This is a genomic window from Galenea microaerophila, from assembly GCF_054657255.1.
In genome coordinates this window covers 338008-360783 of the sequence record NZ_BAAHWZ010000001.1, presented here as the reverse complement: position 1 = coordinate 360783, position 22776 = coordinate 338008, and the positions used below count along the sequence as shown (strand labels likewise).

Below are 22776 nucleotides of genomic sequence, written 5' to 3'. Positions count from 1 at the left end.
GGAATCACCTCATGTCTCATGCAAAGGTCTCTCAAATATTGTAAAGGAATAAAGCAAAGAAAATGCGTCAAATTGTACTTGATACGGAAACAACTGGTCTGCACCCTCATGAAGGGCACCGCATCCTAGAAATTGGAGCAGTGGAAGTCGTTAAACGTAAACTCACCGGTGAACACTATCATCAATATATCAACCCGCAGCGCGATGTCCCTCAGGAAGTGGTGCAAGTGCATGGGATTACCGAAGAATTTTTGGCGGATAAACCGACTTTTGCCGAAATCGTGGATGAGTTTATGGCTTTCGTCAGCGGCGCTGAATTGCTGATTCACAATGCCCCTTTTGATGTGGGCTTTATTAATCATGAACTCTCACTGCTGCAGCACAATCCATGGGGCAAACTTGAAGACCACTGCACCATTACCGATACGCTGAAAATGGCGCAAAAAATCTATCCTGGACAACGCAACACCTTAGATGCGCTCTGTCGACGCTTAGGCATTAATAACAGTCATCGTGAACTGCATGGCGCTTTACTGGATTCTGAGATTTTAGCCGATGTTTATCTCGCCATGACAGGTGGACAAACCGCCCTCTTTGATGGCGTGAGCGAAAGTACAGAACGGGTCAAAATGCACACTCAACGCACTTTCTCCGAGCCCTTGCCTGTGATTCAACCCACGCCTGAAGAGCTCAGTGCGCATCAAGCCTATTTACAAAAACTTAATGAAATCAGCGGTCAACCCAAGAATTGGTAACCCGATCGCCTGGTTTTAAGGTTGGCGTTGATAAAATCGCTAAAGAAGGATCCAACCGCGTATTAAACCAGCTCATGCCCCAGTGAACATGCGGTCCCGTAGCGCGACCTGTCTGCCCCACTTCGCCAATCGGCTCCCCTTTTTTAACTTTCTGCCCTTCTTTGACATACATTTTATGCAGATGCATCATGGTTGAACGTAACCCCCAACCGTGATCCACCATTAAAGTATGACCACTGAGTACCATATTTTTAGCCAGTGTCACCTCTCCATCAGCCGGCGCGACCACCAAGCGGCCAACGGGCGCGGCAATATCCACACCCAGATGCGGCCGACGTGGATGACCGTTTAAAATACGCTGAGAGCCATAAATGCCACTGATAATGCCAGAAGTCGGCCAAATGAAACCACTGTTAAAATAAGGGGTGGGTAATACAATGCGTCGCGCTTGTTTGGCCAAGCGAATGTCTTGCCAAATCTTTTTCAGCGTTTTTTTATCTGGCGTCACCTTATTCTTAGGCAAGCCATTAATGCGTTGTACCGTGTAATGACGCGGTTGGATCTTTAAGACAATCTTCTCAACAGGGTGCCCTGCTTGCAATCGAGTGATTACCTGTTTACGTTGTGCGTCCCGACCAAATCCGATTAAAATATGCCCCTCTTTATCCGCTTTTAACTGATGGCCATGATACTGCCACACCTGCCCAGGTTGTGTTTTTAAAATCACAAAGCCCCCCTGGGTTAAAGCTCCTTTTTCTACCTGCATCTCCGCCTGAGTCACCAGACTCCAAGCCATTAAACAGAAGAAAAGTCCCTTTTGAATCATCTTCATCTCTGTTTTTGTCCTTTAGACTGAGCGACCTTCTCATCCATCGCTTCATTGGCTAATTCATCCACCCGTTCATTTTCTGGGTGTCCGCTGTGTCCCTTGACCCAATGCCAATGGACGGTATGGGGGGCAATGGCCTGATCCAGCCGTTGCCAGAGTTCTTTATTTTTCACCGGTTTATTCGCCGCTGTTCTCCAATTTTTTTTCTTCCAATTTTGAATCCACTGCGTAATGCCACTTTTGACATATTGAGAATCCGTTGTCAAATCAACTTCACAGGGACGATTAAGCGCCTCAAAGGCCTGAATCGCAGCCATCAATTCCATCTGATTGTTGGTGGTGTGATCTGATCCCCCCTTTAATTCTTTGACCACATCTCCATATTTCAAAATCACCCCCCAGCCGCCAGGACCCGGGTTGCCACGACAACCCCCATCGGTATAAATTTCAACTTTGGGTAATGATTTATTTTGATCTGTCATAACGTTGTTCCTGGGTACGTGTCGAGTTAACAGCAACGCCTTTATTGACCGGGAGCCAATTTGCCAGACGCCAATTCAGTCCTACGGGTTTGGGTGATTCAACCCGCTTGCGCCCCACCACACAATAAAGATTGCCTAAATTGAGGCCGACCTTCTCCAGCCCTAGCTCCAAATTCTCCATAATCTTAAAGGACAAGCTCTCTTCTCCTTTTTCACCCCATCCCAAGCAGGTCACCTGACTGTATTCCGCGATTTCAATCTCATAGCTGAGTAGATTTAGCCAATCCACCACTCTGTCCATTTTCATAATATGGGCATTTTTGAAATTCACATCCCGCTTGACTAAACGCTGCTTTAAAATCGCACACCCTAAAGGATTAAACCCCGTGATCACCACGTGCCCTTCTGGCACCAAAATGCGGTCCACTTGGCGCAGCAGATGATAGGGATCTTCCACCGTTTCCAATGTATGCGGCATAAACACTACATCAATACTCTCTTTTTGAAAAGGCAGATAATCCAAATCCCCTTTGATAAAAAGCAGTTGCGGATAGACTGTCTGTTCTTCATCTAACAGGATTTTATTTTGCGTTCGACTCTTTTCCAAAAAAGAGTGAGGAGAAGGGTAAACCGCCCCAAGTTGAACAAGGTAGAAGCCAAATAAATGAGACAGCGCTCGCTCTACCAATTGCTGTTCTTGCTTTAGAAGTGAACGACCCGCTGTCGTCTGGAACCACTTTTGCAAAAACTGCTGAAATTTAAGGGACATCTGAAAACCTAAACTTAATGAGATTTGATAGAATTATACGGTAAACAGACAAGGACAGGGAAAAATGACGCCAACCACTGCCATCCCCATCACCGGCCTTCGCGCTTTAGAAGACAATTATATCTGGGTCATGCGACAAGCAGAGCATCTTTGGGTCGTCGATCCGGGGGAAGCACAGCCTGTTTTGGCGTTTTTACACAAAACCGGTACGAAATTAGCAGGTATTTTAGTCACCCATCACCATTGGGATCATACTCAAGGCATCGCCGAGCTGAAACACGCTTTTCCCGAATGTGAAGTCATCGCTTCTGAGAAAACACACCAGACACTGCCAGAACTGCCGATTTCTCATCAACTCAAACAGGGCGATAAAGTCGCTGTGGCTGGCACCCTTTTTGAAGTGATTGAAATTCCAGGGCACACTCTGGATCATATCGCTTTCTTCAATCAAGGTGACGGGAAAAGCCCGATTCTTTTTTGCGGAGACACCCTCTTTACCGCAGGGTGTGGGCGTGTGTTTGAAGGCACGGCTGAACAGATGGCCAATTCATTGCTCACTTTACGCCACCTCCCCGAACAAACTTTAATCTATTGTGGTCATGAATATACTTTGGCGAATATTAATTTTGCTGCGATTGCAGAACCAGAAAATCCGGCCATTCAACAGCGTCGACAACAGGTGATTGAACGTACGCTCAAAGGCCAACCCAATGTACCTGAAACGCTGGCCGTTGAAAAAGCCACCAATCCCTTTTTACGCTTTGACCTAGACCCCTTAAAGCAGACCTTATATAATAAACAGTCGCTTTGTTTTACCCCAGCTAAAGAAACCTTAAGCAAAGCCGAATTATTTGCCATTACTCGAGCATGGAAAGATCAACTAGATGCCACGGGTGAACTTGAAAGGATAGCGACTTAATCGTGTTTGTTTTAACCCCTCTGCTTTTATTTTTCCGTCAATCCCCGCAATTTTTTAAATCATTTGAAATGGTCAAAGCCTTAAATTTTCCCTTCATCCCATTCTCCCTGTTAGCTGCCGTCTTCTTAACTGGCTGCCAATCCCTGCCTACACAGCCAAAAACTGTCAGCCATACCGAGATTCATCCTTCCAGTCAGGATGATGTCACCGCTCCGACTTCTAAAAGTGCTGATCTTAACATCCATCAGACAACTCTAAATAAATCGATACAAAATGCTGTTGAATCCACACCTAAACCCAAAGCCTCCTTGGCTGATCTCTCTATCTGGCAAGAGCTGAGCAATCATTTTCAATTAACAGATAAATACAAAAACCAATATCAAAGTTACCTCAAATACTATTTACGCCACAAATCTTATCTAACGCGCATTTCAAAAAGAGCTAAGCCTTATCTCTATCATATTTTTCAGGAAGTCAAAAAACGCAATATGCCCTATGAAATGGTCCTGCTCCCTGCGGTAGAGAGTGGTTTTTCTCCAAAAGCCAAATCCTATCAAAGTGCAGCGGGACTCTGGCAGTTTATTCCTGGTACCGCCCACCTCTATGATCTAGATAAAAACTGGTGGTATGACGGTCGCATGGACATTCTTCACAGCACTGATGCGGCACTTGACTATTTGCAAAAATTGTATGAACTGAACGATCAAGACTGGTTATTGGCCTTAGCCTCTTATAATGCAGGCTATGGCAATGTGCTCAAAGCACAAAAAAAATTCCATCGTTACCATCCTAAGCAGAAAGCCGATTTTTGGGCAATTCGTAAATATCTCCCCAAAGAGACACAAAACTATGTGCCACAGCTGCTGGCAATCACCTACTTAATCAAACACCGTGATCAATATCAAATCGTTTTAGAAGATATTCCTAATAAACCCTTTATTGAAGTCATTCCATTAAAGCAACAAGTCAGTTTGGAAAAAGTGCGTAAAATTACAGGGGTGTCGAAAAAGTTAATGAAGCAGCTCAACCCTTGTTATCTGCGTCCAACAACCCCACCTCATGGCGATCATCACCTCGTGCTACCTAAAGCGTGCGCTGAAATTTTTAAAGAAAAAATGGCGAAAGATAAGAGCCTATTTAAAGTTCAGTGGGCACGACATAAAGTCCGTTCTGGCGAAAGTTTAAGCACCATTGCTCATAAATATCATACGTCTATTCGTGAAATTAAACGCATTAACCACTTGGACTCCAATCTGATACGCGCTGGAAAAATACTGCTGATTCCTTATCCCCAGCACTATGCCAAAAAACTCCCCCAAAAGTTACAACAAAAATACAATGGCGCTAAATACTATCATACCGTCAAACGTGGGGAATCGCTTTGGAGCATTGCCAATTACTACAACATTTCCACGCGCACGCTCTGCCGCTGGAATAATATTGGCATTCGCACCCCCTTACGTGTTGGACAAAAGTTAGAAATCCGCTCTGCAAACTATGGCAAAAAAATTGTCCATAAGCTGAAAAAAGGAGAAAGTCTCTGGCTTGTTGCAAAGCGCTATGGCACCACCACAACCCAGCTTGCCAAATGGAACCACATTAAACGCAACCAACTGCTCCAACCAGGTAAAGAGCTCATTGTTTGGCTGCCAAAACAGCCTCAGCAAGCTTCAAAAAAACCTGCCCCTAAAAAACGGGATGAAGTGCGTGCGCAAAACAAAACGAAACACGATAATCAGGTCTAAGCAACTCAGCCGATCTAATGATCAGAGGATAGCCAAATCAAACTGGCCATGCGACCGGTTTGGCCTTCTCGACGATAGGAGTAGAAAAGCGTCTCTTGCGTAAAAGCGTCTAGTCCACTGTCAAAAATGGTTTGCACCCCAGCACGTTTCAGAGCCAATTGACCAAGCCCTGCCAAATCTGCATAGGTTTTTCCAGCATCAAGCACGGAAAAATAGGCGCTGGTAGCGGGATCTTGAGTGACGAAAGCCTGCATCACTTCTTCCCCCACTTCAAAATTTGATTGCCGAATACAGGGTCCAATCCAAGCCACTAAATTTTCAGGCTTATCTGGTAACTGTGCGACGGTATTTTCAATGACACCATTCAGACACCCTTTCCAACCGGCATGAATTGCCGCCACCACAGTTTGCGCTTGATTGGTCACTAAAATCGGCATACAGTCGGCCGTCATCACCGCCAAAACGACATGAGGTTGATCCGTCCAACTCGCATCCGCTACAGGCGGTGGCTGCTGTGGGTCTTGGGGGGCATGAAAATAGACCCCTTTTATCGTATGTTGTTGATCCAGCCAGCAGACAGGACTGGGGATTTTGGCATTTTTTTGCAAAATTTGACGGTTTTTTTGCACAGCTTTTTCATCATCTCCGACATGCAAAGCTAAATTAAAGGTATCAAAAGGCGGTAAACTCACGCCACCTTGGCGCGTTGAACAGAGGGCTTGAACCCGACCTTCTCCAGAGGTCGATAGCTTCCAATTCGGTTGGATAAAGCAATCGACCTCCCTTATTCCGGAATATCTTGATCCGTCACCCATTCCACTTCTACGCCATAATCATAATCAAATTCATCATATGCACTGCAAGCATCTTCATAACGCTCAGTATCTTCTCGCAGCACTTCAAGTAATGCATAAAAATCATCGGGAACCGGTGCACGCCATGTCATCTGCTTGCCGCTAGTAGGATGGATGAGACTTAAACGACCAGCATGTAGCGCTTGACGACGGAAGTTCTGTAGAAACTCAATAAATGCTTCATCCATGCCTTTCGGAATGCGCAGCCTTTGACCATAGACCGGATCTCCAACTAAGGGATGACCAATCGAGGCCATATGCACCCGAATCTGATGCGTACGCCCGGTCTCTAACTGTACACGCACATAGGTGTGCGCACGAAAACGCTCCATCACTCGATAATGTGAAATCGCCGGTTTCCCACCCGAAACCACGACCGCCATTTTTTTTCGATCATGCGGATGACGACCAATGGGTTGGTCAATGGTACCGCCAGAAATAATATTGCCCACGGTCACTGCATCGTAAACGCGTTCCACTTCGTGGCGCTGCAGTTGATCAATTAAGTGGGTTTGCGCTTCAACCGTTTTCGCCACCACCATCAAGCCTGAAGTCTCTTTATCCAGACGGTGCACAATCCCTGCTCTGGGAACTTCTCGTAACTGCTCGTTATAAAAAAGCAGGCCATTCATTAAGGTCTGGTCAGGGTTGCCCGCTCCTGGATGCACCACTAAGCCTGCTGGCTTATTAATCACCATAATATCGGCATCTTCATACTCAATCTCTAAAGGGACCTCTTGGGCAACCACCTCAACGGTCTCTTCAATTTCAGCCTGTAGGATGACCTGCTCCCCTCCCAATACCGTTTGCCGCGGTTTTTTAATCGGTTCTCCGTCTAAACGCACAAGGCCTTTTTTAATCCACTCTTGAATCCGATTGCGAGAAAATTGTGGGAATAGTTCAGCCAAGGCGGCATCGAGTCGTTGCCCTTGTTGTGCGACAGGGATTTGTGCGGTTAAAGTTTGCGTACTCAAGTTTATCTATCCAATTTATGCTATGATATTTTGCTAAATTCAAAACGATATTGTAACCGAAATGAACAAATACCTGCTCCCGATCTTATTCGCACTCATGACAACGCTCACAGCCTGCTCCAATCTAGTAGAAAAGCCAGAAAGTGAATGGACAGCACAAGACTTTTATCAACACGCTAAAGAGGCCTTTGATACTCAACAGTGGGAAGCTGCGATTGATTATTTTGAAAAGTTAAAAGCTTATTACCCTTATGGTAAATTTGCCGAGCAGGCCTATTTAAGTTTAGCTTATGCCTATTACAAATTTGAAGAGCCCAAATCGGCCATTCAAGAACTGAACGAATTTATTCGCGTCTATCCCAAACATAAAGCACTGGCTTATGCCTATTACCTACGTGCACTTGCAGCAGACTCGATCAACCACAGCTGGTTTGACCAATATGTAACCGATCCAGCCAAACGGGATATGAAATCGACTCAAGAAGCTTATCAATACTATTTAAGCCTATTGAAACGATTCCCAAACTCTAAATATGCCGCAAAATCCCGCGAACGCCTAATCATCCTCACCAACCGTTTGGCCCGTCATCAATACCTTGTCGCCAAATTTTATTACGGCCGACGTGCCTATTTGGCCGCAGCCAATCGAGCCAAAGAGGTGGTTACAAACTATCCAACAGCGGTCGTGAATTTAAAAGCACTTAAACTATTAGCCGAATCCTATGAACAGTTGAAAATGGAAAAAAATGCAAAAGATGCTTGGCGGGTCTATCGCTACAACTTAAAACAGGACAAGCAATCTGCTGAAAAAAGTTAATTGGAAAAATAGAAAATGGTGCTCACTCAGTTAAATTAAAGCAGCCGCGCGTGATTTAAACATGCTGACGGAGAAACTTCTCTACTAATACGGCAGGTTTAGGTTTGGCATAGAGATAGCCTTGCAAATAGTCAATCCCTTTATTTTCCAATAATTTTTGATGCGCCTGCGTTTCTACACCTTCTACGACCACTTTTAATTTCAATGCACGACTCATGGCCACCACTGCCTCCACAATGGCTTGGTCATTCTCATCCACAACAATATCACGCACTAAGGACTGATCCACTTTAAGCTTGTCGACTGGAAAGCGTTTCAAATAAGAAAGTGAAGAATAGCCCGTTCCAAAGTCATCTATAGCAATGCTAATACCGCTACCACGAATCATCTCTAACAGCTCAATAGAAGAGTCTTCATAGCCCATAAAGTAACCTTCTGTCAGTTCAAATTCAAAGTAAGGGGCTAAATCGGCTTGTTGAATTTTGTCAATCATACAGCTAATCTGCTGTTTATTAAACTCTTGACCCGAAATATTGATTGAAATCATAAACTGATCCAAACCTTGGCGATGCCAATTTTTTAGATCTGAAATGACTTGATCCACAACCCATTGGGTAATCTGACTGATCATCCCCGTCTCTTCAGCCAAAGGGATAAACTTGAATGGCAGAATTAATCCTTTTTCAGGATGCTGCCAGCGAATCAATGCTTCTAAAGAGCGAACTTTGTTGTCTATTGCATCCATTAACGGTTGATAGTAGATGACAAATTGACGATCTTCTAATGCACGATGCAGATCCCGATCAAGTTCCGCTTCATCTACCACTTTTTGCGCCATGCTGTGTTCATAAAAAGCATAACACTTGTTCGGGTTGGCCTTAGCCGCATACATCGCCATATCCGCTTCTTTCATCAATTGATAAAAGTGCTGCTTACCTAGTGCGCACGCAATGCCAATGCTCGCAGAAAGATAAAAATGGTGATGATCGATCTCAATCATCTCACGAATACAGCGCGAGAGATTTTCAACATAGGTTTCCACCATAGACACATCACAATTTTTACGTTTAAAAATTAACGCAAACTCATCACTGCCGATACGATATAATGGGAATTCGTTGTTCACAAATCGATCAATACATTGCCCCATCGCCTGTAAAACTCGATCGCCCATGTCATGCCCATAGGTATCATTAATCGCTTTAAATCGGTTCAAACCTATCAATATCAGAGAATAGGGCTCTCCATTCGACGCTTGAACATAAGCTTCAATATCTTTCTCAAGCTGCTTTCGATTTTTTAACCCTGTTAAGGGATCATAATAAGCTAAGAACGTAAGGTCTTCCTCTAATTTAGACCGTCTATAAGCAATGCTGACGATTTGCGCCCCCATTTCCAATAACTTAAGCTGAAATGCATTGGGCATGCGCTGCTCAAAACTGGTTAACGCAAAAGTCCCTATTATTTTATCACCCACCTGAATTGGCATGGACCAACAGGCTCTTAAATCAAAATTAATCGCCAATTCACGAATATCTTGACAGCGGTCATCATTTAAAGCATTTTCTACAAAAACGGGTTCTTGCAGATAAATGACATTTCCACAAGAACCGCTATGGGGACCTGGCTCAAGATTATTGAGCGCACGAATACCAGATTCAGCTGCTGAAGGCGCCGCTTTAACCTGCAATTTTCCATGCTCATCTAAAAACATAATGGTCGCGTTCGCATTGGGGATTAACTTTTCTGCGGCTAAACAGAGCTTATCCAATACCACTTGTAAAGATAAATCCTCTGCTAAGACATTTAGCACTTCCGAATAGAACTCAAATAAAGACTCAAACTGTTCAGTACTCAGTACACCGTGATACAAAGCGAGATCTAACTGGCATCTCTTCAGCAAAAGTTTTTCATCTTCTGTCTTAAGCTGCCCATCAGGCCCATCAGTTAAGGTACTGTTTTGAGTCATATTTACCCTCACTCTATCTATTTAGCAATCATTCAGCGCTTTTCTGTATACCCATGAGTTATTGGATAACGACGGTCTCGACCAAAGGCACGCTGTGTAAGACGCACACCAGGTGCCGCTTGACGACGTTTATATTCATTACGGTTTATTAAGTTTACCACTTTTAAAACCACTTGACGATCGAACCCTAAGGCTTCAATCTCATCGGGCGTTTTATCCTGTTCTACATAGGCCTGAATAATCGCATCTAATACTGGATATTCAGGCAAACTGTCTTGGTCTTTTTGCTCTGGACGCAATTCTGCCGAAGGTGCTCGGGTGATCACTCGTTCAGGTATGACAGGTTGTATTTGATTTCGATAAAGTGCCAACTGATAAACCTGTGTCTTAAGCAGATCCTTTAAAGGGGAAAACCCACCGACCATATCCCCGTACAAAGTGCTATAGCCTACTGCCACTTCACTTTTGTTACTGGTGGCTAATACCAAAGCCCCCACTTTGTTAGAAATGGCCATCAACAGCACACCTCGAATGCGCGCTTGTAGATTCTCTTCCGTGACATCCGTCTCCGTGCCAGCAAAACGTTCTGCCAACGTCTGTTCAAAACTCTGATAAATGGCTTCAATTGGCAACTGCTCATAACGTACGCCCAAAGCTTCCGCTTCTGCCTTGGCATCTTCAACACTCATATCAGCGGTATAGCGAAAAGGCATCATCACCGCCTCCACGCGATCTGCGCCTAAAGCATCCACAGCCAATACCAAAGTCAAAGCAGAATCTATGCCACCTGATAGGCCAAGCACAACTCCTTTAAAGCCATTTTTTTCTACATAATCCCGGATGCCCATCTTAATGGCTTCGTAACGCATCGCTTCTTCATCTAACAGGGCCGCTTTTTCTCCTGGTAACACCACCACATGCTCAGCCTGCCGCATAATATTCACTGGCATTAATGCAGTTTGAAATTCGGGCGCTTGTACCATCACCTCGCCATCCGCACAGACCGCAAAAGAACCACCATCAAATACCAATTCATCCTGTCCGCCCACTTGATTCACATATAAAATAGGGCGTTTGACCTCATCGACTCGACGTTTAAGCACCTTAATGCGATCTTGATGTTTTTCTGCAGAGAAAGGGGAGGCATTCATGGTTAAAAGCACATCTGCTCCAGCTTCAACCGCCTGCTCCGCAGGAGAAAATTTCCAAATATCCTCACAAATCAGCAGACCAAACTGAATACCTCGGTATTCAACAACACACGGCTGTTTACCGGGCTTAAAGTAGCGCTGCTCATCAAAAACACCATAGTTGGGTAAATGCTGCTTCATATAACTGGCTTGAATCTGACCTTTTTCAATCCAAGCCGCCATATTAAACCGATCTCCTAATTCATCCTGCATCGGATAGCCGATCACCGCCACCGCTTCGACTTCCGCAAGCGCTTGACACAATTCATCCAAAGCCTGATTGACTTGATGATAAAGCCCGGGACGGAGTAATAGATCCTCCGGCGGATAACCGGTTAAAGTCATCTCAGGGAACACCACAATGTCCGCTTGATGCTCTGCTTTGGCTTGTTTAAGGGTCTCTACAATTCGCTGTGCATTTCCTTGTATATCCCCGACCAATGGATCAATTTGCGCCATCACCACCCGAACCGTATGTGTCATCCCTTAACTCCCTTGAGCATTTTGCAACACTTCATACATTGCCTCACCCATTTTCGCAGGAGAACGGACAACCGTGACGCCTGCTCGTTCTAAAGCGGCAAATTTGGCTTCAGCGGTCCCTTGCCCGCCACTCACAATCGCGCCTGCATGCCCCATGCGTTTACCTGGCGGTGCGGTGACACCAGCAATATAGGCCACCACGGGTTTACTGACATGCGCCTGAATAAACGCAGCCGCGTCCTCTTCTTCGCTGCCGCCAATCTCACCCACCATAATAATCCCTTCGGTTTGTGGATCCTGCTCAAAAAGCTCTAAGCAGTCCACAAAACTCATACCATGAATGGGGTCACCGCCAATGCCCACACAAGTGGTCTGCCCCAAACCATTCTTTGTCGTCTGGTGCACCGCTTCATAGGTCAAGGTGCCTGAACGTGAAACCACACCAATTTTACCCGGCTGATGAATATGACCAGGCATAATGCCAATTTTACACCCCTGTCCATTATCGCCTGGCGTAATCAAACCTGGACAGTTAGGGCCAATCAGATAACTGTTGGAATTTTCTAAAACCGCACGTACTTTAAGCATATCGGCCACTGGAATACCTTCTGTAATACAAGTGATCACGCGCACCCCAGCTTCAATGGCTTCAATAATCGAATCCGCAGCAAAAGCAGGCGGCACATAGATCATTGAAGCTTCTGCGCCCGTCTCTTCAACCGCTTCTCTCACCGTATTAAAAACTGGCAGGCCTAAATGGGTCTGCCCCCCTTTTCCAGGGGTAACACCGCCCACCATTTGGGTACCATAGGCAATGGCCTGTTCTGAATGAAAAGTCCCCTGCTTACCGGTAAACCCTTGGCAAATCACTTTGGTTGAATGATCGACTAAAATACTCATGCTGATACTTCTCCTGCGCTTGCCACTTCTACAGCGGTTTTCGCCGCCTCTTCCAAATCTTCAACGGCGATAATTTGTAAGCCACTTTCCGCCAATTTTTTTCGTCCCAGCTCTACATTCGTTCCTTCTAGGCGCACAACTACCGGAATCGTCAATCCGACTTCCTGTACCGCTTGAATAATGCCATCCGCAATCAAATCACAACGCACAATGCCGCCAAAAATATTCACAAGAATCGACTTCACCTCTTTTGAAGAAAGAATTAATTTAAACGCTGTTGCCACTCTTTCTGGAGTCGCACCGCCTCCCACATCCAAGAAATTCGCCGGTGCCCCCCCATTGAGCTTAATCAAATCCATGGTGGCCATCGCCAACCCTGCACCATTCACCATACACCCTATATTGCCCTCTAATGCAATATAGTTCAATTGATGGTCAGCGGCGATCGCTTCTCGTTCATCTTCCTGACTGATATCGCGCATAGCGACCAAGTCGGGGTGACGGTAGAGTGCATTATCATCAATATTCAATTTAGCATCTAATGCCACCAATTGATTATCCGCAGTACGCACTAAAGGGTTAATTTCTATTAAACTGGTATCTTTATCCAAAGCCAATTGATACAGTTGCTGCATCATCTGCCCCAGCTGCTTAAAGGCCTCTCCTTTTAAGCCTAGTGCAAAACCCACTTCTCGCGCTTGATAAGGCATGAGACCCACCGTTGGATCCACTATAATCTTTAAAATTTTTTCAGGGGTTTCTGCAGCCACCGCTTCAATGTCCATCCCCCCTGCAGCCGATATAATAAACGTATGTCGTCGGCTGGCACGATCGATTAACAGGCTCAAATACAGTTCATCTGCAATCTCTAATGTCTGCTCAATGAGCACCGCATTCACGGGCAATGCTTTGCCCGCCGTCTGCGGGGTGGCCAATTGGCTACCTAATAACTGTTCTGTGACCGCTTTCGCCTCTTCAACCGAGTGGACAATCTTGACGCCACCCGCTTTTCCACGCGCACCCGCATGAATTTGCGCCTTGACCACCCAGGCCTGCCCACCAATAGCTTCAAGCGCAGAATCCACCTCAGACAATTGAGTCACCACTTGGCTTTTAGGAATCGGGATTTGATAGTGTGAAAAGAGTTGCTTGGATTGATATTCGTGTAAATTCATAGCGTCGTTTTTCCTTGGTACAATTATTTCTATTTTAGTTTTTTTAACCCAAAAATGCTATGCTATTCACCGACTATTAACGGATAGAGAGGCTTCTAGACATGCGCGCTTTACTTTTTTTACTTTTCATTATAGGCCTGTTTTTTCTAGTGCGAACCATTATCAATCGCACGGATCAACTACGAGAAGATGCAAGAGTGAAAAAGACACAGAAGAAACAAGCTGAACCCATGGTCACCTGCGAAGTTTGCCGACTCCACCTGCCTGAAGCAGAAGCCCTATGCGTCGCGGATGCCAAAGGACAAAAACACTGTTTTTGCAGTAAAGAACATTTACAAATTTTTATTGATAAGGGCGGTAAGGTTGAATAAGTTTGAAATTGATTGGCTGATAAAACTTAATAAATGGCGACTTATTGTCAACGCACCTACAACGGTTCATTAATAGACGCGCAACCATTAAGCGATTAATCAAATCTTAATCGCTTTGATTCTTTCGAAGAAACCTAATCTTTAATATCTACGATAGACACATCAAATTTTAAGGTTTGACCTGACAATGGATGATTAAAATCCACAACAACCTCATCCTCTTCAATACCCACAATCCAACCGGGAACTTCTTCACCATCAGGACCTTCAAATCCAATCACCATTTTTTCTTTAAGCGACATTTCTTCAGGGAATTCAGAACGACCCATTGTATGAATATTATTTGGATCGGGCTGACCAAAGGCTTGCTCTGGCGACAACATAAAAGTATTAGAAGTGCCCACTGGCAGACCCACCAAAAGCGCTTCCATTTTATCCAGCATCTGTCCTTCCCCCAGTTTTAAGGTAAAGGTTTCATCACCTTCTGTTTCATCCACTAAGGTGCCGTCCATTAACATTAATTGATAGCGAATTTCAATCACACTGTCTTCTTCTACCCGTTTTACATCGGTTTCGGTTTGCTGCGTCATGCTTTTTCCTTTTTCAGTTTTTTAAGATTTGGTTGTTTTTTATGCTTCGAGTAAGACGTCACCTTAGATGAAGATGCATTATAAACTTTAACTTGATTGCGCCCCGCTTGCTTCGCTTGATAAAGCGCTTCATCTGCACATTTCATTACAGATTCTGGTTGCTTTGCCGCACGGCTATCTGCCACACCGATACTAATGGTGATCTTCTTTTCTACCGACTCGCCTTTATACTGGAATCGTAAAGGGGTCGCGGCGACCTGTTCGCACAACTGCTGTAAAAAAGCCTGTGCCTCCTGTGCCGTCTTTCTAGGATAAAGAATCGTAAACTCTTCACCGCCATAACGATACACATGACCACCGCCTTTAACCCCTGAAAGCATTTCAGCCACCTGCTGTAAAGCCAAATCGCCTACATCATGACCATAGGTATCATTAAATTTTTTAAAATGATCAATATCAACCATGGCAATAGCGTATTTTCGTCCTAAACCTACAATATCTTCTAACAAGGCCCGACGACCATTTAATCCGGTCAACTGATCATTATAGGCAATAAAATGGGCATCAAAAATCAAAGACAACAGAATTAAAAGTGCTGAAATGGACAGCACCCAATCAAAGATTAGAGGCTGAAACAGATGATTTAAGCCATAAATAATTAAAACATACACCACTAAGGTCACGCTATCTAGCACCTTGGGCCTTTTAAGTAAACTTAAGCGAACCAACAAAATCGCAAAAATGCTTAAAACAACGATCACACTGATCTTCGGCAACTGTAACCAATAATCTGTTTCAGAAGAGATTGGCAGGCTAATTAATCGCGCCCAATACTCACTGAGTTCAATCACCGCCCACTTCAACCCTAGAGCGGGCAAAATTAACAGCAGTAGGCACAGAAGCAAATAAGGCAGATGCTTAATGCCTTTTTCTGGCATTACGGTCCACAACAACCAGACCAGGGGCAACCACAAAGTAAAAATCGGATAAAAAAGTGAAGGGGCATGCCCAAATAGATGCCCCGGAAACAGGAACTCCATTCCAACGCTGGCAACCAGTAGCGTGGCAAACAGCATTAAAGGTTGAATGCGATTTAAGTAAATGCTGACAAATGCCCCTAAACTTGCCAACACGATCGGCGCTTCATGCAGCAATTGCTGCCAAGCAATCGGCCAATCAGAGAGATGAGGCGCTTGCCAAAAAGCAAAGCCCGTAAGAGGTAAAAGCCAAAAAAAGTGTTTTAACTGCATAAGTTATAATTCAGCCATCCACTCATGCACAGGTCTCTTTTAAAAGTTCCCAAAAATAGAGAACGGTGCTGACTTTCTGTCCGTACAATGGATTTTCCACTGTAAAGTGACATCACACCCGCTCACACATTGTAACTGACTTTTTGGCAGTTCTCCTTTAGCCCCAAAAACTTGGCTTTCAACATCATAGCCTACCGGACAAAGCGCCTCTGCTTTTTTACGCAAGCGGTAGTAATCATAATCTGTCGGCGCGTCTTGCACGGTAGTCGTTAATAAAAAGGTTTTTTCTGAATTGAATGGCTGCGTCTTCACCGAACTGCAACCGGTCAGGCTAACCATAAGGAGGCTAAAAATAAAAACAAACGGATACTTAACGGGTTGCATTTAAGGCCTCACTGGTAGCGGGTCTTCTTGTAAACCCTGTTCTTGAATAATGTAGCATAGATTGGTATGCAATTTTTTACCATTAATTAGAATCGATGCACCATATTTATCTTCTGGATTTAAACGCACAGTTCCAGTAAAAGATTTAATGAGATGACCATCTAGGCAAGAATAAATTTCCACCTTGCGTTTGAGACCGATTAAGTCAGATTGAACATTTTTCATACTGTTTGAGAGTTTTTCACACCCCGTTAAACCCGTCGCTGCAATGGTCAGAGCAAGACTCATAAGCCCCACCTTAACCATTGGACGCATCCACTTTTTTCCAATCACTGTTTTCATAGGGGCTCCTTCCTTATCGTAAATTAAGCACAGCTTGCATATCGTACAACCCGACCTCTTTCTCTGCTAACCAGCGACAGGCTCTGGCCGCCCCTTTGGCAAAAGTCATGCGACTAGAAGCCTTATGCGTAATCTCCACGCGCTCCCCTTCTGTGGCAAACATCACTGTGTGTTCACCCACAATATCGCCGGCTCGTATGGTCTCAAAACCAATCTGTTTATGAGGTCGCTCGCCCGTAATCCCTTCTCGACCATAGACAGCAACCTCTTTCAAATCCCAACCTAAGGTTTCGGCCACCACTTCCCCCATACGCAAAGCTGTACCAGAAGGTGCATCGACTTTATGGCGATGGTGCGCTTCAATCACTTCGATATCGTAATCTTCATTCAAAACGGCTGCGGCTTGTTGCAAAAGCTTTAAACACAAATTGACGCCAACACTCATATTGGGTGCAAACACAATCGCAATCTTTTGCGCGGCCTCATCAATCTTTGCCAGACCCGCCTCATCAAAACCTGTGGTGCCAATGACCATTTTTTTTCCAGCATTGACGCAAATTTCCAAGTTCTTCAAGGTCACTTCTGGACGCGTAAAATCAATGAGTACTTCAAAGTCATCGACCACCGACGCTAAATCATCCACCACTTTCACCCTCAAAGGTCCGATGCCGGCCATTTCACCTGCATCCACGCCTATTAAAGAGGAGCCCGGACGTTCAATCGCAGCGCTTACGGTGAGTCCTTCTGTTTGATTGACCGCTTGAATTAAATTTTTTCCCATACGCCCTGAGGCACCCGTAATTGCCACTCTCATTTTATCTACTCTCTACTTCCACGGTTCATCATTAGATTTTTTCGACTGGCTCTCTTGCTCATCTTCACCAGTAAAAAACGCTTTCACTTTATCAAAGAACGAGTGAGACTGAGGATTGTGTTTATGCGCTTTACCCTCCAAACTGGCTTCCAGCTCTTCTAATAAGGCTTTCTGTTCAGAAGTCAATTTGACCGGCGTTTCAACATTCACTTGCACAATTAAATCGCCTACACGATTAGAACGAACAGATCTGATCCCTTTACCGGTCAGTTTAAACCGCTGACCTGATTGTGTACCTGCTGGAATCTTTAACTCTGCACCGCCATCTAGTGTGGGCACCTCAATCGTGCCACCTAAAGCCACCTTGGTGAAAGAAATTGGCAACTCACAGAATAATGTATTCCCTTCCCTTTTGAAAATAGGGTGTTCTTTAACGCGAATTCTGACATAAAGGTCCCCATGAGGCGCGCCTGGTTCTCCCGCTTCGCCTTCCCCTGCTAAACGAATACGATCCCCTGTATCCACGCCGGCTGGGATTTTGACCGATATGGTTTTATGATCATGTACATAGCCTTCACCATGACATTTTTTACATTTATTTTTAACCAGTTTCCCAGTTCCATGACAGGTTGGGCAAGTTTGAGCCACTGCAAAAAAACCTTGCTGAATGCGGACTTGGCCTTGTCCACCACAAGTGGGACAAGTTTCCACCGGCGACCCAGGCTCAGCCCCTGTGCCCTGACAAGCATCACACACTTCTTTAGTGGGGATGCGAATCTCTACTGTTGTACCTTTGACCGCTTCTTCCAGACTAATGCTTAACTCATATTGTAAGTCGTTCCCGGGCTGAGGTCCTCGACTAAAACCACCGCCAAAGAGGTCACTAAAGATATCACTGAAGTCTCCAAAACCACCAAAACCGCCACTTCCAGCTGCCGCATTGCCATCCACGCCCGCATGACCAAATTGATCATAGGCTGAACGTTTTTGAGGGTCAGACAGCACATCATAGGCTTCGTTCACCTCTTTAAATTTCTCCTCCGCCTCAGGGTCATCGGGGTTACGGTCGGGATGATACTTCATCGCCAACTTACGGTAAGCCTTTTTAATCTCTGCTTCTGAAGCGGTTTTGCTCACCTGCAAAACTTCGTAATAACATCTTTTGGTTGCCATAATAAATCTTATCTACTCTAATTTGAATGAGTTGAACTTTAACAATTCAAGTCGATTAAAAAATTTAAAAATAACGCCTTAAGATCCATGTTTAAAGCCATCAAACTGGGGTTATTTTTAAATTTTTTATTTTTCTTTCGGAAATTTACATCTATAAATAAAAACGGGCAGTTCTAGAGTGAACTGCCCGTACATTATAATGGTTTCTAACCCATCATATTATTTTTTGTCGTCGTCAACTTCTTCAAATTCAGCATCAACGACATCATCATCTGCTGCAGAAGCACCGCCTGCCGCTCCGGCACCTGCTGCACCTGCAGCACCCGCACCTTCACCGGCTTGCTGAGCTTGAACCACTTCTTGAGAAGCCGCGGCCAGCTCTTGAGTCTTAGATTCGATCGCAGTTTTGTCATCACCTTTGATCAACTCTTCGAGCTCCTTAATCAAGCCTTGGACTTTCTCTTTCACGGTAGAAACGACTTTGTCACCCGCTTCTTCCAATGATTTCTTCACAGTGTGAATCATTGCATCCGCTTGGTTACGCGCATCCACAAGCTCTTTCAACTTGCGATCTTCTTCTGCGTGTGCTTCTGCATCTTTAATCATTTTTTCGATTTCTTCTTCACTTAAACCAGAAGAAGCTTGAATGGTAATTTTCTGCTCCTTACCAGAAGCCTTATCTTTTGCAGAAACATTCAAGATACCGTTCGCATCGATATCAAATGTCACCTCAATTTGAGGCACACCACGTGGTGCAGGTGGAATATCTTCTAGGTTAAATTGACCTAAAGATTTGTTAGCCGAAGCCATTTCACGCTCACCTTGCAACACATGGATGGTCACTGCTTGCTGGTTATCTTCAGCTGTTGAGAAGATTTGCGATTTACGTGTTGGAATCGTTGTATTCTTCTCAATCAACTTAGTCATTACACCGCCCATGGTTTCAATACCCAATGAGAGAGGTGTCACATCCAATAGCAGGACATCATTCACATCACCTGACAATACCCCACCTTGAATGGCTGCACCAATCGCAACAGCTTCATCAGGGTTAATGTCTTTACGAGGCTCTTTACCAAAGAACTCTTTTACTTTGCGTTGAACTAAAGGTACACGTGTTGAGCCCCCAACTAAAATCACATCATCGATATCTGAAGCAGACAAGCCTGCATCTTTCATCGCCAACTTACAAGGCTCGATTGAACGCTGTACTAAGTCTTCAATCAAAGATTCAAACTTCGCACGAGTTAAGCGTACATTTAAGTGCTTAGGCCCTGAGGCATCCGCAGTAATATATGGCAAGTTAATGTCTGTCTGTTCTGTAGAAGACAACTCAATTTTTGCTTTTTCAGCAGCCTCTTTCAAACGCTGTAATGCAAGCGGATCGGATTTCAGGTCAACGCCTTGTTCTTTTTTAAACTCTTCTACCACATAGTCGATGATTTGCTTATCAAAATCTTCACCACCGAGGAAAGTATCACCATTGGTTGAAAGCACTTCGATCTGTTTCTCGCCATCAAGGTCGGCAACTTCAATGATGGAAATATCAAATGTACCCCCACCTAAGTCATAAACCGCAATCTTGCTATCGCCTTTAGCCTTATCCATTCCATAAGCCAAAGCAGCCGCAGTCGGTTCGTTGATAATACGCTTCACATCCAACCCAGCAATGCGCCCTGCATCTTTAGTGGCTTGACGCTGAGCATCATTAAAGTAAGCTGGCACCGTAATAACGGCTTCTTTTACATCTGAACCCAGGTAATCTTCTGCAGTGCGCTTCATTTTACGTAAAATTTCTGCAGACACTTCTTGTGGTGATAATTTTTTGCCATTTACTTCTACCCATGCATCACCATTGTCTGCTGGCACAATTTTATAAGGCACCATCTCCTTATCTTTTTGCACAACAGGATCGTCATATTTACGACCAATCAAACGTTTAATGGCAAATAAAGTGTTATGGGGGTTGGTGACCGCCTGACGTTTCGCTGGTTCACCGACCAAAATTTCATTATCTTTTGTATAGGCAACCACAGATGGCGTTGTACGATGTCCTTCTGCATTTGGAATCACTTTGACATCTTTTCCTTCCATCACCGCCACACAAGAGTTGGTGGTCCCTAAATCAATACCAATAATTTTTGACATCTTCTTTTCTCCTCGTTTAAATTCAGTAATTTTCGCTAATCCATTAATAGGGGCGCTTTTTTTCCTTTCAACCCCTCTTGGTAAATTTTATGCTTCCTTTGACACAATCACGCGTGCAGGTCGAACAACACGACCATTTAAGGTATACCCTTTCTGAATAACATCCATTACGGTATTAGGCGCTAATTCAGCATTAGGCACCATGGTCATTGCCTCATGCAACTCTGGATTAAAGGCTTCATTTTGAGGATTGACTCTCTCCACCTCAAATTTTTGCAACACATCGAGCATCTGCTTGAGGGTCATTTCCATCCCTTCTTGAATGCTCTTAATGTCCACATCCTCTTTCGCCGCAGCCTCAATCCCCATTTCCATACTGTCAACCACTGGGATCAATTCATTGACAAATTTCTCTAAGGCATATTTATGGGCATTTTCCACATCAATACGTGTGCGGCGACGTAAGTTTTCCATATCGGCTAAAGTACGTAACGCCAACTCTTTTTGATTTTGCGCCTCTTTTTGCGCCTCTTCAAGCAGAGCTTGTATATCTTCTTCGACTTTTTGCTCAGCTTGTTCTACAGTTTCTTCTTGCACTTTTTCTTGCTCAGTTTCGTGTTGTTTATCGCTCATCATCCTCTCCTAATATTTGAATGCTTAACAGTTGCTCACTTTTATGGGGTCAGTGATAAAATTTTCAAGCGTGCTTCGATAAAATTTTGCTTAAAGTGTTGGCGGTCACCATGACACGAGCGGCCACTTGGGCATAAGGCATACGAGTTGGCCCCACCACTCCGATCACCCCCATCAACTCTCCCTCTATCTCATAAGGAGAAGTCACCACACTACAATCGGCATAGGCCTCTGCCCCACACTCTCGACCAATAAAAATTTGTAAGCCTTTTTGTTGTAAACTCTTATCTAAGAGATTTAAAACGGCTGAATGCTCTTGAAACGCTTCAAACAATGCCTTTAAGCGTTCCGCATCTCCCAACTCTCGATAATTTAATAATTTGGTTTTGCCGCTAATAATATAGGGTTCCGTTAAATTGAGCTGATCATTGAGCACCCGCTCCGTTACCCGCATCATCTGCTGCATCGCATGATTCAAGTGCTGCTGTATCTGTTGCATCTGTTGCACAATCTGTTGCTGCACCTCTTTTAAAGTAAAGCCGGCAAAATGCCGATTCAGATAATTTGAAATCTCCTGCAATTGGCTGGCAGAAACGGGCTTTTCCAACTCAATCACTCGATTCTGAATATCCTGACCCGTAAATAACAGCACCACCAAAACCCGATTTTCATTTAAACGCACAAACTCAATATGCTCAAGTCGCTCTTCCGCCTTATTGGGTAACATCACAACTCCGGCCAAACCGGTCAGGTCTGAAATCAAATTAGCTGCTCGGTTTAAGGCCTCATCCTGAGATTCGATCGATTTCAGTTGCTGTTCAATGCCCGCTTCTAATTGCTGATCTTGGCTTGGGATATGCAGCATCGTATCCACAAAAAAACGCAACCCTGCTTCAGTTGGCACGCGTCCAGCTGAAGTATGTGGTGAATAGAGCAATCCCATTTTTTCCAAATCCGCCATCGCATTGCGAATGGTGGCAGAACTCACCCCCAAATTGGCGACCTCAGCTAGGTGTGATGAACCAATTGGGCGCCCCTCTGCTAAATACAAAGTCATCAGATTTTGAAATAGCATTAATTTTCGTTCATTTAACGGTTTCATTCTGCTCTGCCTCCTGACGACAACTAGCACTCAATATCCAAGAGTGCTAATTTTTATAGGCCTCAAAGTTTACATTTTCAAGTAAAATAGTCAATAAAGAGAAATGGA

At 44.5% G+C, this 22776-nt stretch carries 23 protein-coding genes; 5 read left to right on the top strand and 18 right to left on the bottom strand.

Going from position 1 to position 22776, the window contains the following annotated elements:
- Positions 1-62 precede the first annotated feature (62 nt).
- A complete protein-coding gene (dnaQ, locus tag ACYQ05_RS01745; RefSeq protein WP_459817750.1) occupies positions 63-755 on the top strand; it encodes a DNA polymerase III subunit epsilon in 693 nt (230 codons plus the stop codon).
- Here dnaQ and ACYQ05_RS01740 read toward each other — a convergent pair.
- Genes ACYQ05_RS01740 through ACYQ05_RS01730 form a run of 3 tightly spaced genes read right to left on the bottom strand, consistent with a single transcriptional unit; the run spans position 730 to position 2835 of the window.
- Positions 730-1587, bottom strand: a complete 858-nt coding sequence (locus tag ACYQ05_RS01740) for a M23 family metallopeptidase (protein WP_459817748.1) — start codon at positions 1585-1587, stop codon at positions 730-732. The two genes, dnaQ and ACYQ05_RS01740, sit on opposite strands and share 26 nt — an antisense overlap.
- Positions 1584-2066, bottom strand: coding sequence for a ribonuclease HI (rnhA, locus tag ACYQ05_RS01735; RefSeq protein ID WP_459817746.1), 483 nt, complete (start codon positions 2064-2066; stop codon positions 1584-1586). The genes ACYQ05_RS01740 and rnhA overlap by 4 nt, the downstream gene beginning before the upstream one ends.
- On the bottom strand, positions 2050-2835 hold the full coding sequence (locus tag ACYQ05_RS01730) for a class I SAM-dependent methyltransferase (RefSeq protein ID WP_459817744.1): 786 nt from the start codon (positions 2833-2835) through the stop codon (positions 2050-2052). The genes rnhA and ACYQ05_RS01730 overlap by 17 nt, the downstream gene beginning before the upstream one ends.
- A gap of 64 nt (positions 2836-2899) precedes the next feature.
- Here ACYQ05_RS01730 and gloB point away from each other — a divergent pair, with 64 nt between their 5' ends.
- Together gloB and ACYQ05_RS01720 are read left to right on the top strand one after the other, a co-directional pair.
- On the top strand, positions 2900-3754 hold the full coding sequence (gloB, locus tag ACYQ05_RS01725) for a hydroxyacylglutathione hydrolase (RefSeq protein WP_459817742.1): 855 nt from the start codon (positions 2900-2902) through the stop codon (positions 3752-3754).
- A 2-nt stretch (positions 3755-3756) separates the two neighbouring features.
- Positions 3757-5499, top strand: a complete 1743-nt coding sequence (locus ACYQ05_RS01720; protein ID WP_459817740.1) for a LysM peptidoglycan-binding domain-containing protein — start codon at positions 3757-3759, stop codon at positions 5497-5499.
- Between the two features lie 14 nt (positions 5500-5513).
- On the opposite strand, the gene pgeF is transcribed toward ACYQ05_RS01720, so the two are convergent.
- Together pgeF and rluD are read right to left on the bottom strand one after the other, a co-directional pair.
- Positions 5514-6314 (bottom strand): peptidoglycan editing factor PgeF, encoded by an 801-nt coding sequence (gene pgeF, locus ACYQ05_RS01715; RefSeq protein WP_459817738.1) that lies wholly within the window; start codon positions 6312-6314, stop codon positions 5514-5516.
- A complete protein-coding gene (gene rluD, locus ACYQ05_RS01710) occupies positions 6284-7327 on the bottom strand; it encodes a 23S rRNA pseudouridine(1911/1915/1917) synthase RluD (RefSeq protein ID WP_459817736.1) in 1044 nt (347 codons plus the stop codon). The genes pgeF and rluD overlap by 31 nt, the downstream gene beginning before the upstream one ends.
- A 61-nt stretch (positions 7328-7388) precedes the next feature.
- Between rluD and ACYQ05_RS01705 the strand changes: the two genes are divergently transcribed.
- Positions 7389-8144 carry an outer membrane protein assembly factor BamD gene (locus ACYQ05_RS01705; RefSeq protein ID WP_459817734.1) on the top strand — a complete coding sequence of 252 codons (756 nt, stop codon included), beginning with the start codon at positions 7389-7391 and terminating at the stop codon, positions 8142-8144.
- Between the two features lie 55 nt (positions 8145-8199).
- Here the strand turns inward: ACYQ05_RS01705 and ACYQ05_RS01700 are convergent, their stop codons facing one another.
- The 4 genes from ACYQ05_RS01700 to sucC are packed head-to-tail and all read right to left on the bottom strand — an operon-like array spanning position 8200 to position 13861.
- Positions 8200-10113 carry a sensor domain-containing phosphodiesterase gene (locus tag ACYQ05_RS01700; protein WP_459817732.1) on the bottom strand — a complete coding sequence of 638 codons (1914 nt, stop codon included), beginning with the start codon at positions 10111-10113 and terminating at the stop codon, positions 8200-8202.
- A 32-nt stretch (positions 10114-10145) separates the two neighbouring features.
- Positions 10146-11786, bottom strand: coding sequence for an NAD+ synthase (locus ACYQ05_RS01695; protein ID WP_459817730.1), 1641 nt, complete (start codon positions 11784-11786; stop codon positions 10146-10148).
- Between the two features lie 3 nt (positions 11787-11789).
- On the bottom strand, positions 11790-12686 hold the full coding sequence (gene sucD, locus ACYQ05_RS01690) for a succinate--CoA ligase subunit alpha (RefSeq protein WP_459817728.1): 897 nt from the start codon (positions 12684-12686) through the stop codon (positions 11790-11792).
- The gene (sucC, locus tag ACYQ05_RS01685; RefSeq protein WP_459817726.1) at positions 12683-13861 is read right to left on the bottom strand and encodes an ADP-forming succinate--CoA ligase subunit beta; all 1179 of its coding nucleotides are present in this window, start codon (positions 13859-13861) and stop codon (positions 12683-12685) included. The genes sucD and sucC overlap by 4 nt, the downstream gene beginning before the upstream one ends.
- A gap of 101 nt (positions 13862-13962) precedes the next feature.
- Between sucC and ACYQ05_RS01680 the strand changes: the two genes are divergently transcribed.
- Complete coding sequence (locus tag ACYQ05_RS01680) at positions 13963-14232, top strand: PP0621 family protein (RefSeq protein ID WP_459817724.1); 270 nt, start codon at positions 13963-13965, stop codon at positions 14230-14232.
- Positions 14233-14366: 134 nt separating this feature from the next.
- Here the strand turns inward: ACYQ05_RS01680 and ACYQ05_RS01675 are convergent, their stop codons facing one another.
- From ACYQ05_RS01675 to hrcA, 9 genes are all read right to left on the bottom strand, one after another.
- A complete protein-coding gene (locus tag ACYQ05_RS01675; protein ID WP_459817722.1) occupies positions 14367-14822 on the bottom strand; it encodes an FKBP-type peptidyl-prolyl cis-trans isomerase in 456 nt (151 codons plus the stop codon).
- Positions 14819-16072, bottom strand: a complete 1254-nt coding sequence (locus tag ACYQ05_RS01670) for a GGDEF domain-containing protein (protein ID WP_459817720.1) — start codon at positions 16070-16072, stop codon at positions 14819-14821. Before ACYQ05_RS01670 ends, ACYQ05_RS01675 begins: the two co-directional genes overlap by 4 nt.
- Before the next feature lie 39 nt (positions 16073-16111).
- Positions 16112-16456 carry a hypothetical protein gene (locus ACYQ05_RS01665; RefSeq protein ID WP_459817719.1) on the bottom strand — a complete coding sequence of 115 codons (345 nt, stop codon included), beginning with the start codon at positions 16454-16456 and terminating at the stop codon, positions 16112-16114.
- A complete protein-coding gene (locus tag ACYQ05_RS01660; RefSeq protein ID WP_459817717.1) occupies positions 16457-16798 on the bottom strand; it encodes a hypothetical protein in 342 nt (113 codons plus the stop codon). It lies immediately after the preceding gene.
- Between the two features lie 13 nt (positions 16799-16811).
- On the bottom strand, positions 16812-17612 hold the full coding sequence (dapB, locus tag ACYQ05_RS01655) for a 4-hydroxy-tetrahydrodipicolinate reductase (RefSeq protein WP_459817715.1): 801 nt from the start codon (positions 17610-17612) through the stop codon (positions 16812-16814).
- A gap of 12 nt (positions 17613-17624) precedes the next feature.
- Positions 17625-18785 (bottom strand): molecular chaperone DnaJ, encoded by a 1161-nt coding sequence (gene dnaJ, locus ACYQ05_RS01650; RefSeq protein ID WP_459817713.1) that lies wholly within the window; start codon positions 18783-18785, stop codon positions 17625-17627.
- A gap of 219 nt (positions 18786-19004) precedes the next feature.
- Complete coding sequence (gene dnaK, locus ACYQ05_RS01645) at positions 19005-20933, bottom strand: molecular chaperone DnaK (RefSeq protein ID WP_459817712.1); 1929 nt, start codon at positions 20931-20933, stop codon at positions 19005-19007.
- An 87-nt stretch (positions 20934-21020) separates the two neighbouring features.
- On the bottom strand, positions 21021-21566 hold the full coding sequence (grpE, locus tag ACYQ05_RS01640; protein WP_459817711.1) for a nucleotide exchange factor GrpE: 546 nt from the start codon (positions 21564-21566) through the stop codon (positions 21021-21023).
- Positions 21567-21630: 64 nt separating this feature from the next.
- The gene (hrcA, locus tag ACYQ05_RS01635) at positions 21631-22668 is read right to left on the bottom strand and encodes a heat-inducible transcriptional repressor HrcA (protein WP_459817710.1); all 1038 of its coding nucleotides are present in this window, start codon (positions 22666-22668) and stop codon (positions 21631-21633) included.
- Positions 22669-22776 lie beyond the last annotated feature (108 nt).

Bases quoted from the DNA above. Each gene is read 5' to 3' on its own strand.
- ACYQ05_RS01660 (WP_459817717.1), bottom strand. From the start codon at position 16,798: ATGAAAACAGTGATTGGAAAAAAGTGGATGCGTCCAATGGTTAAGGTG.
- rnhA (WP_459817746.1), bottom strand. From the start codon at position 2,066: ATGACAGATCAAAATAAATCATTACCCAAAGTTGAAATTTATACCGAT.
- grpE (WP_459817711.1), bottom strand. From the start codon at position 21,566: ATGAGCGATAAACAACACGAAACTGAGCAAGAAAAAGTGCAAGAAGAA.
- gloB (WP_459817742.1), top strand. From the start codon at position 2,900: ATGACGCCAACCACTGCCATCCCCATCACCGGCCTTCGCGCTTTAGAA.
- sucD (WP_459817728.1), bottom strand. From the start codon at position 12,686: ATGAGTATTTTAGTCGATCATTCAACCAAAGTGATTTGCCAAGGGTTT.
- ACYQ05_RS01700 (WP_459817732.1), bottom strand. From the start codon at position 10,113: ATGACTCAAAACAGTACCTTAACTGATGGGCCTGATGGGCAGCTTAAG.
- ACYQ05_RS01670 (WP_459817720.1), bottom strand. From the start codon at position 16,072: ATGCAGTTAAAACACTTTTTTTGGCTTTTACCTCTTACGGGCTTTGCT.
- pgeF (WP_459817738.1), bottom strand. From the start codon at position 6,314: ATGGGTGACGGATCAAGATATTCCGGAATAAGGGAGGTCGATTGCTTT.
- ACYQ05_RS01730 (WP_459817744.1), bottom strand. From the start codon at position 2,835: ATGTCCCTTAAATTTCAGCAGTTTTTGCAAAAGTGGTTCCAGACGACA.
- sucC (WP_459817726.1), bottom strand. From the start codon at position 13,861: ATGAATTTACACGAATATCAATCCAAGCAACTCTTTTCACACTATCAA.
- ACYQ05_RS01665 (WP_459817719.1), bottom strand. From the start codon at position 16,456: ATGCAACCCGTTAAGTATCCGTTTGTTTTTATTTTTAGCCTCCTTATG.
- ACYQ05_RS01675 (WP_459817722.1), bottom strand. From the start codon at position 14,822: ATGACGCAGCAAACCGAAACCGATGTAAAACGGGTAGAAGAAGACAGT.
- ACYQ05_RS01740 (WP_459817748.1), bottom strand. From the start codon at position 1,587: ATGAAGATGATTCAAAAGGGACTTTTCTTCTGTTTAATGGCTTGGAGT.
- dnaJ (WP_459817713.1), bottom strand. From the start codon at position 18,785: ATGGCAACCAAAAGATGTTATTACGAAGTTTTGCAGGTGAGCAAAACC.
- ACYQ05_RS01695 (WP_459817730.1), bottom strand. From the start codon at position 11,786: ATGACACATACGGTTCGGGTGGTGATGGCGCAAATTGATCCATTGGTC.
- dapB (WP_459817715.1), bottom strand. From the start codon at position 17,612: ATGAGAGTGGCAATTACGGGTGCCTCAGGGCGTATGGGAAAAAATTTA.
- ACYQ05_RS01705 (WP_459817734.1), top strand. From the start codon at position 7,389: ATGAACAAATACCTGCTCCCGATCTTATTCGCACTCATGACAACGCTC.
- ACYQ05_RS01680 (WP_459817724.1), top strand. From the start codon at position 13,963: ATGCGCGCTTTACTTTTTTTACTTTTCATTATAGGCCTGTTTTTTCTA.
- dnaK (WP_459817712.1), bottom strand. From the start codon at position 20,933: ATGTCAAAAATTATTGGTATTGATTTAGGGACCACCAACTCTTGTGTG.
- hrcA (WP_459817710.1), bottom strand. From the start codon at position 22,668: ATGAAACCGTTAAATGAACGAAAATTAATGCTATTTCAAAATCTGATG.
- dnaQ (WP_459817750.1), top strand. From the start codon at position 63: ATGCGTCAAATTGTACTTGATACGGAAACAACTGGTCTGCACCCTCAT.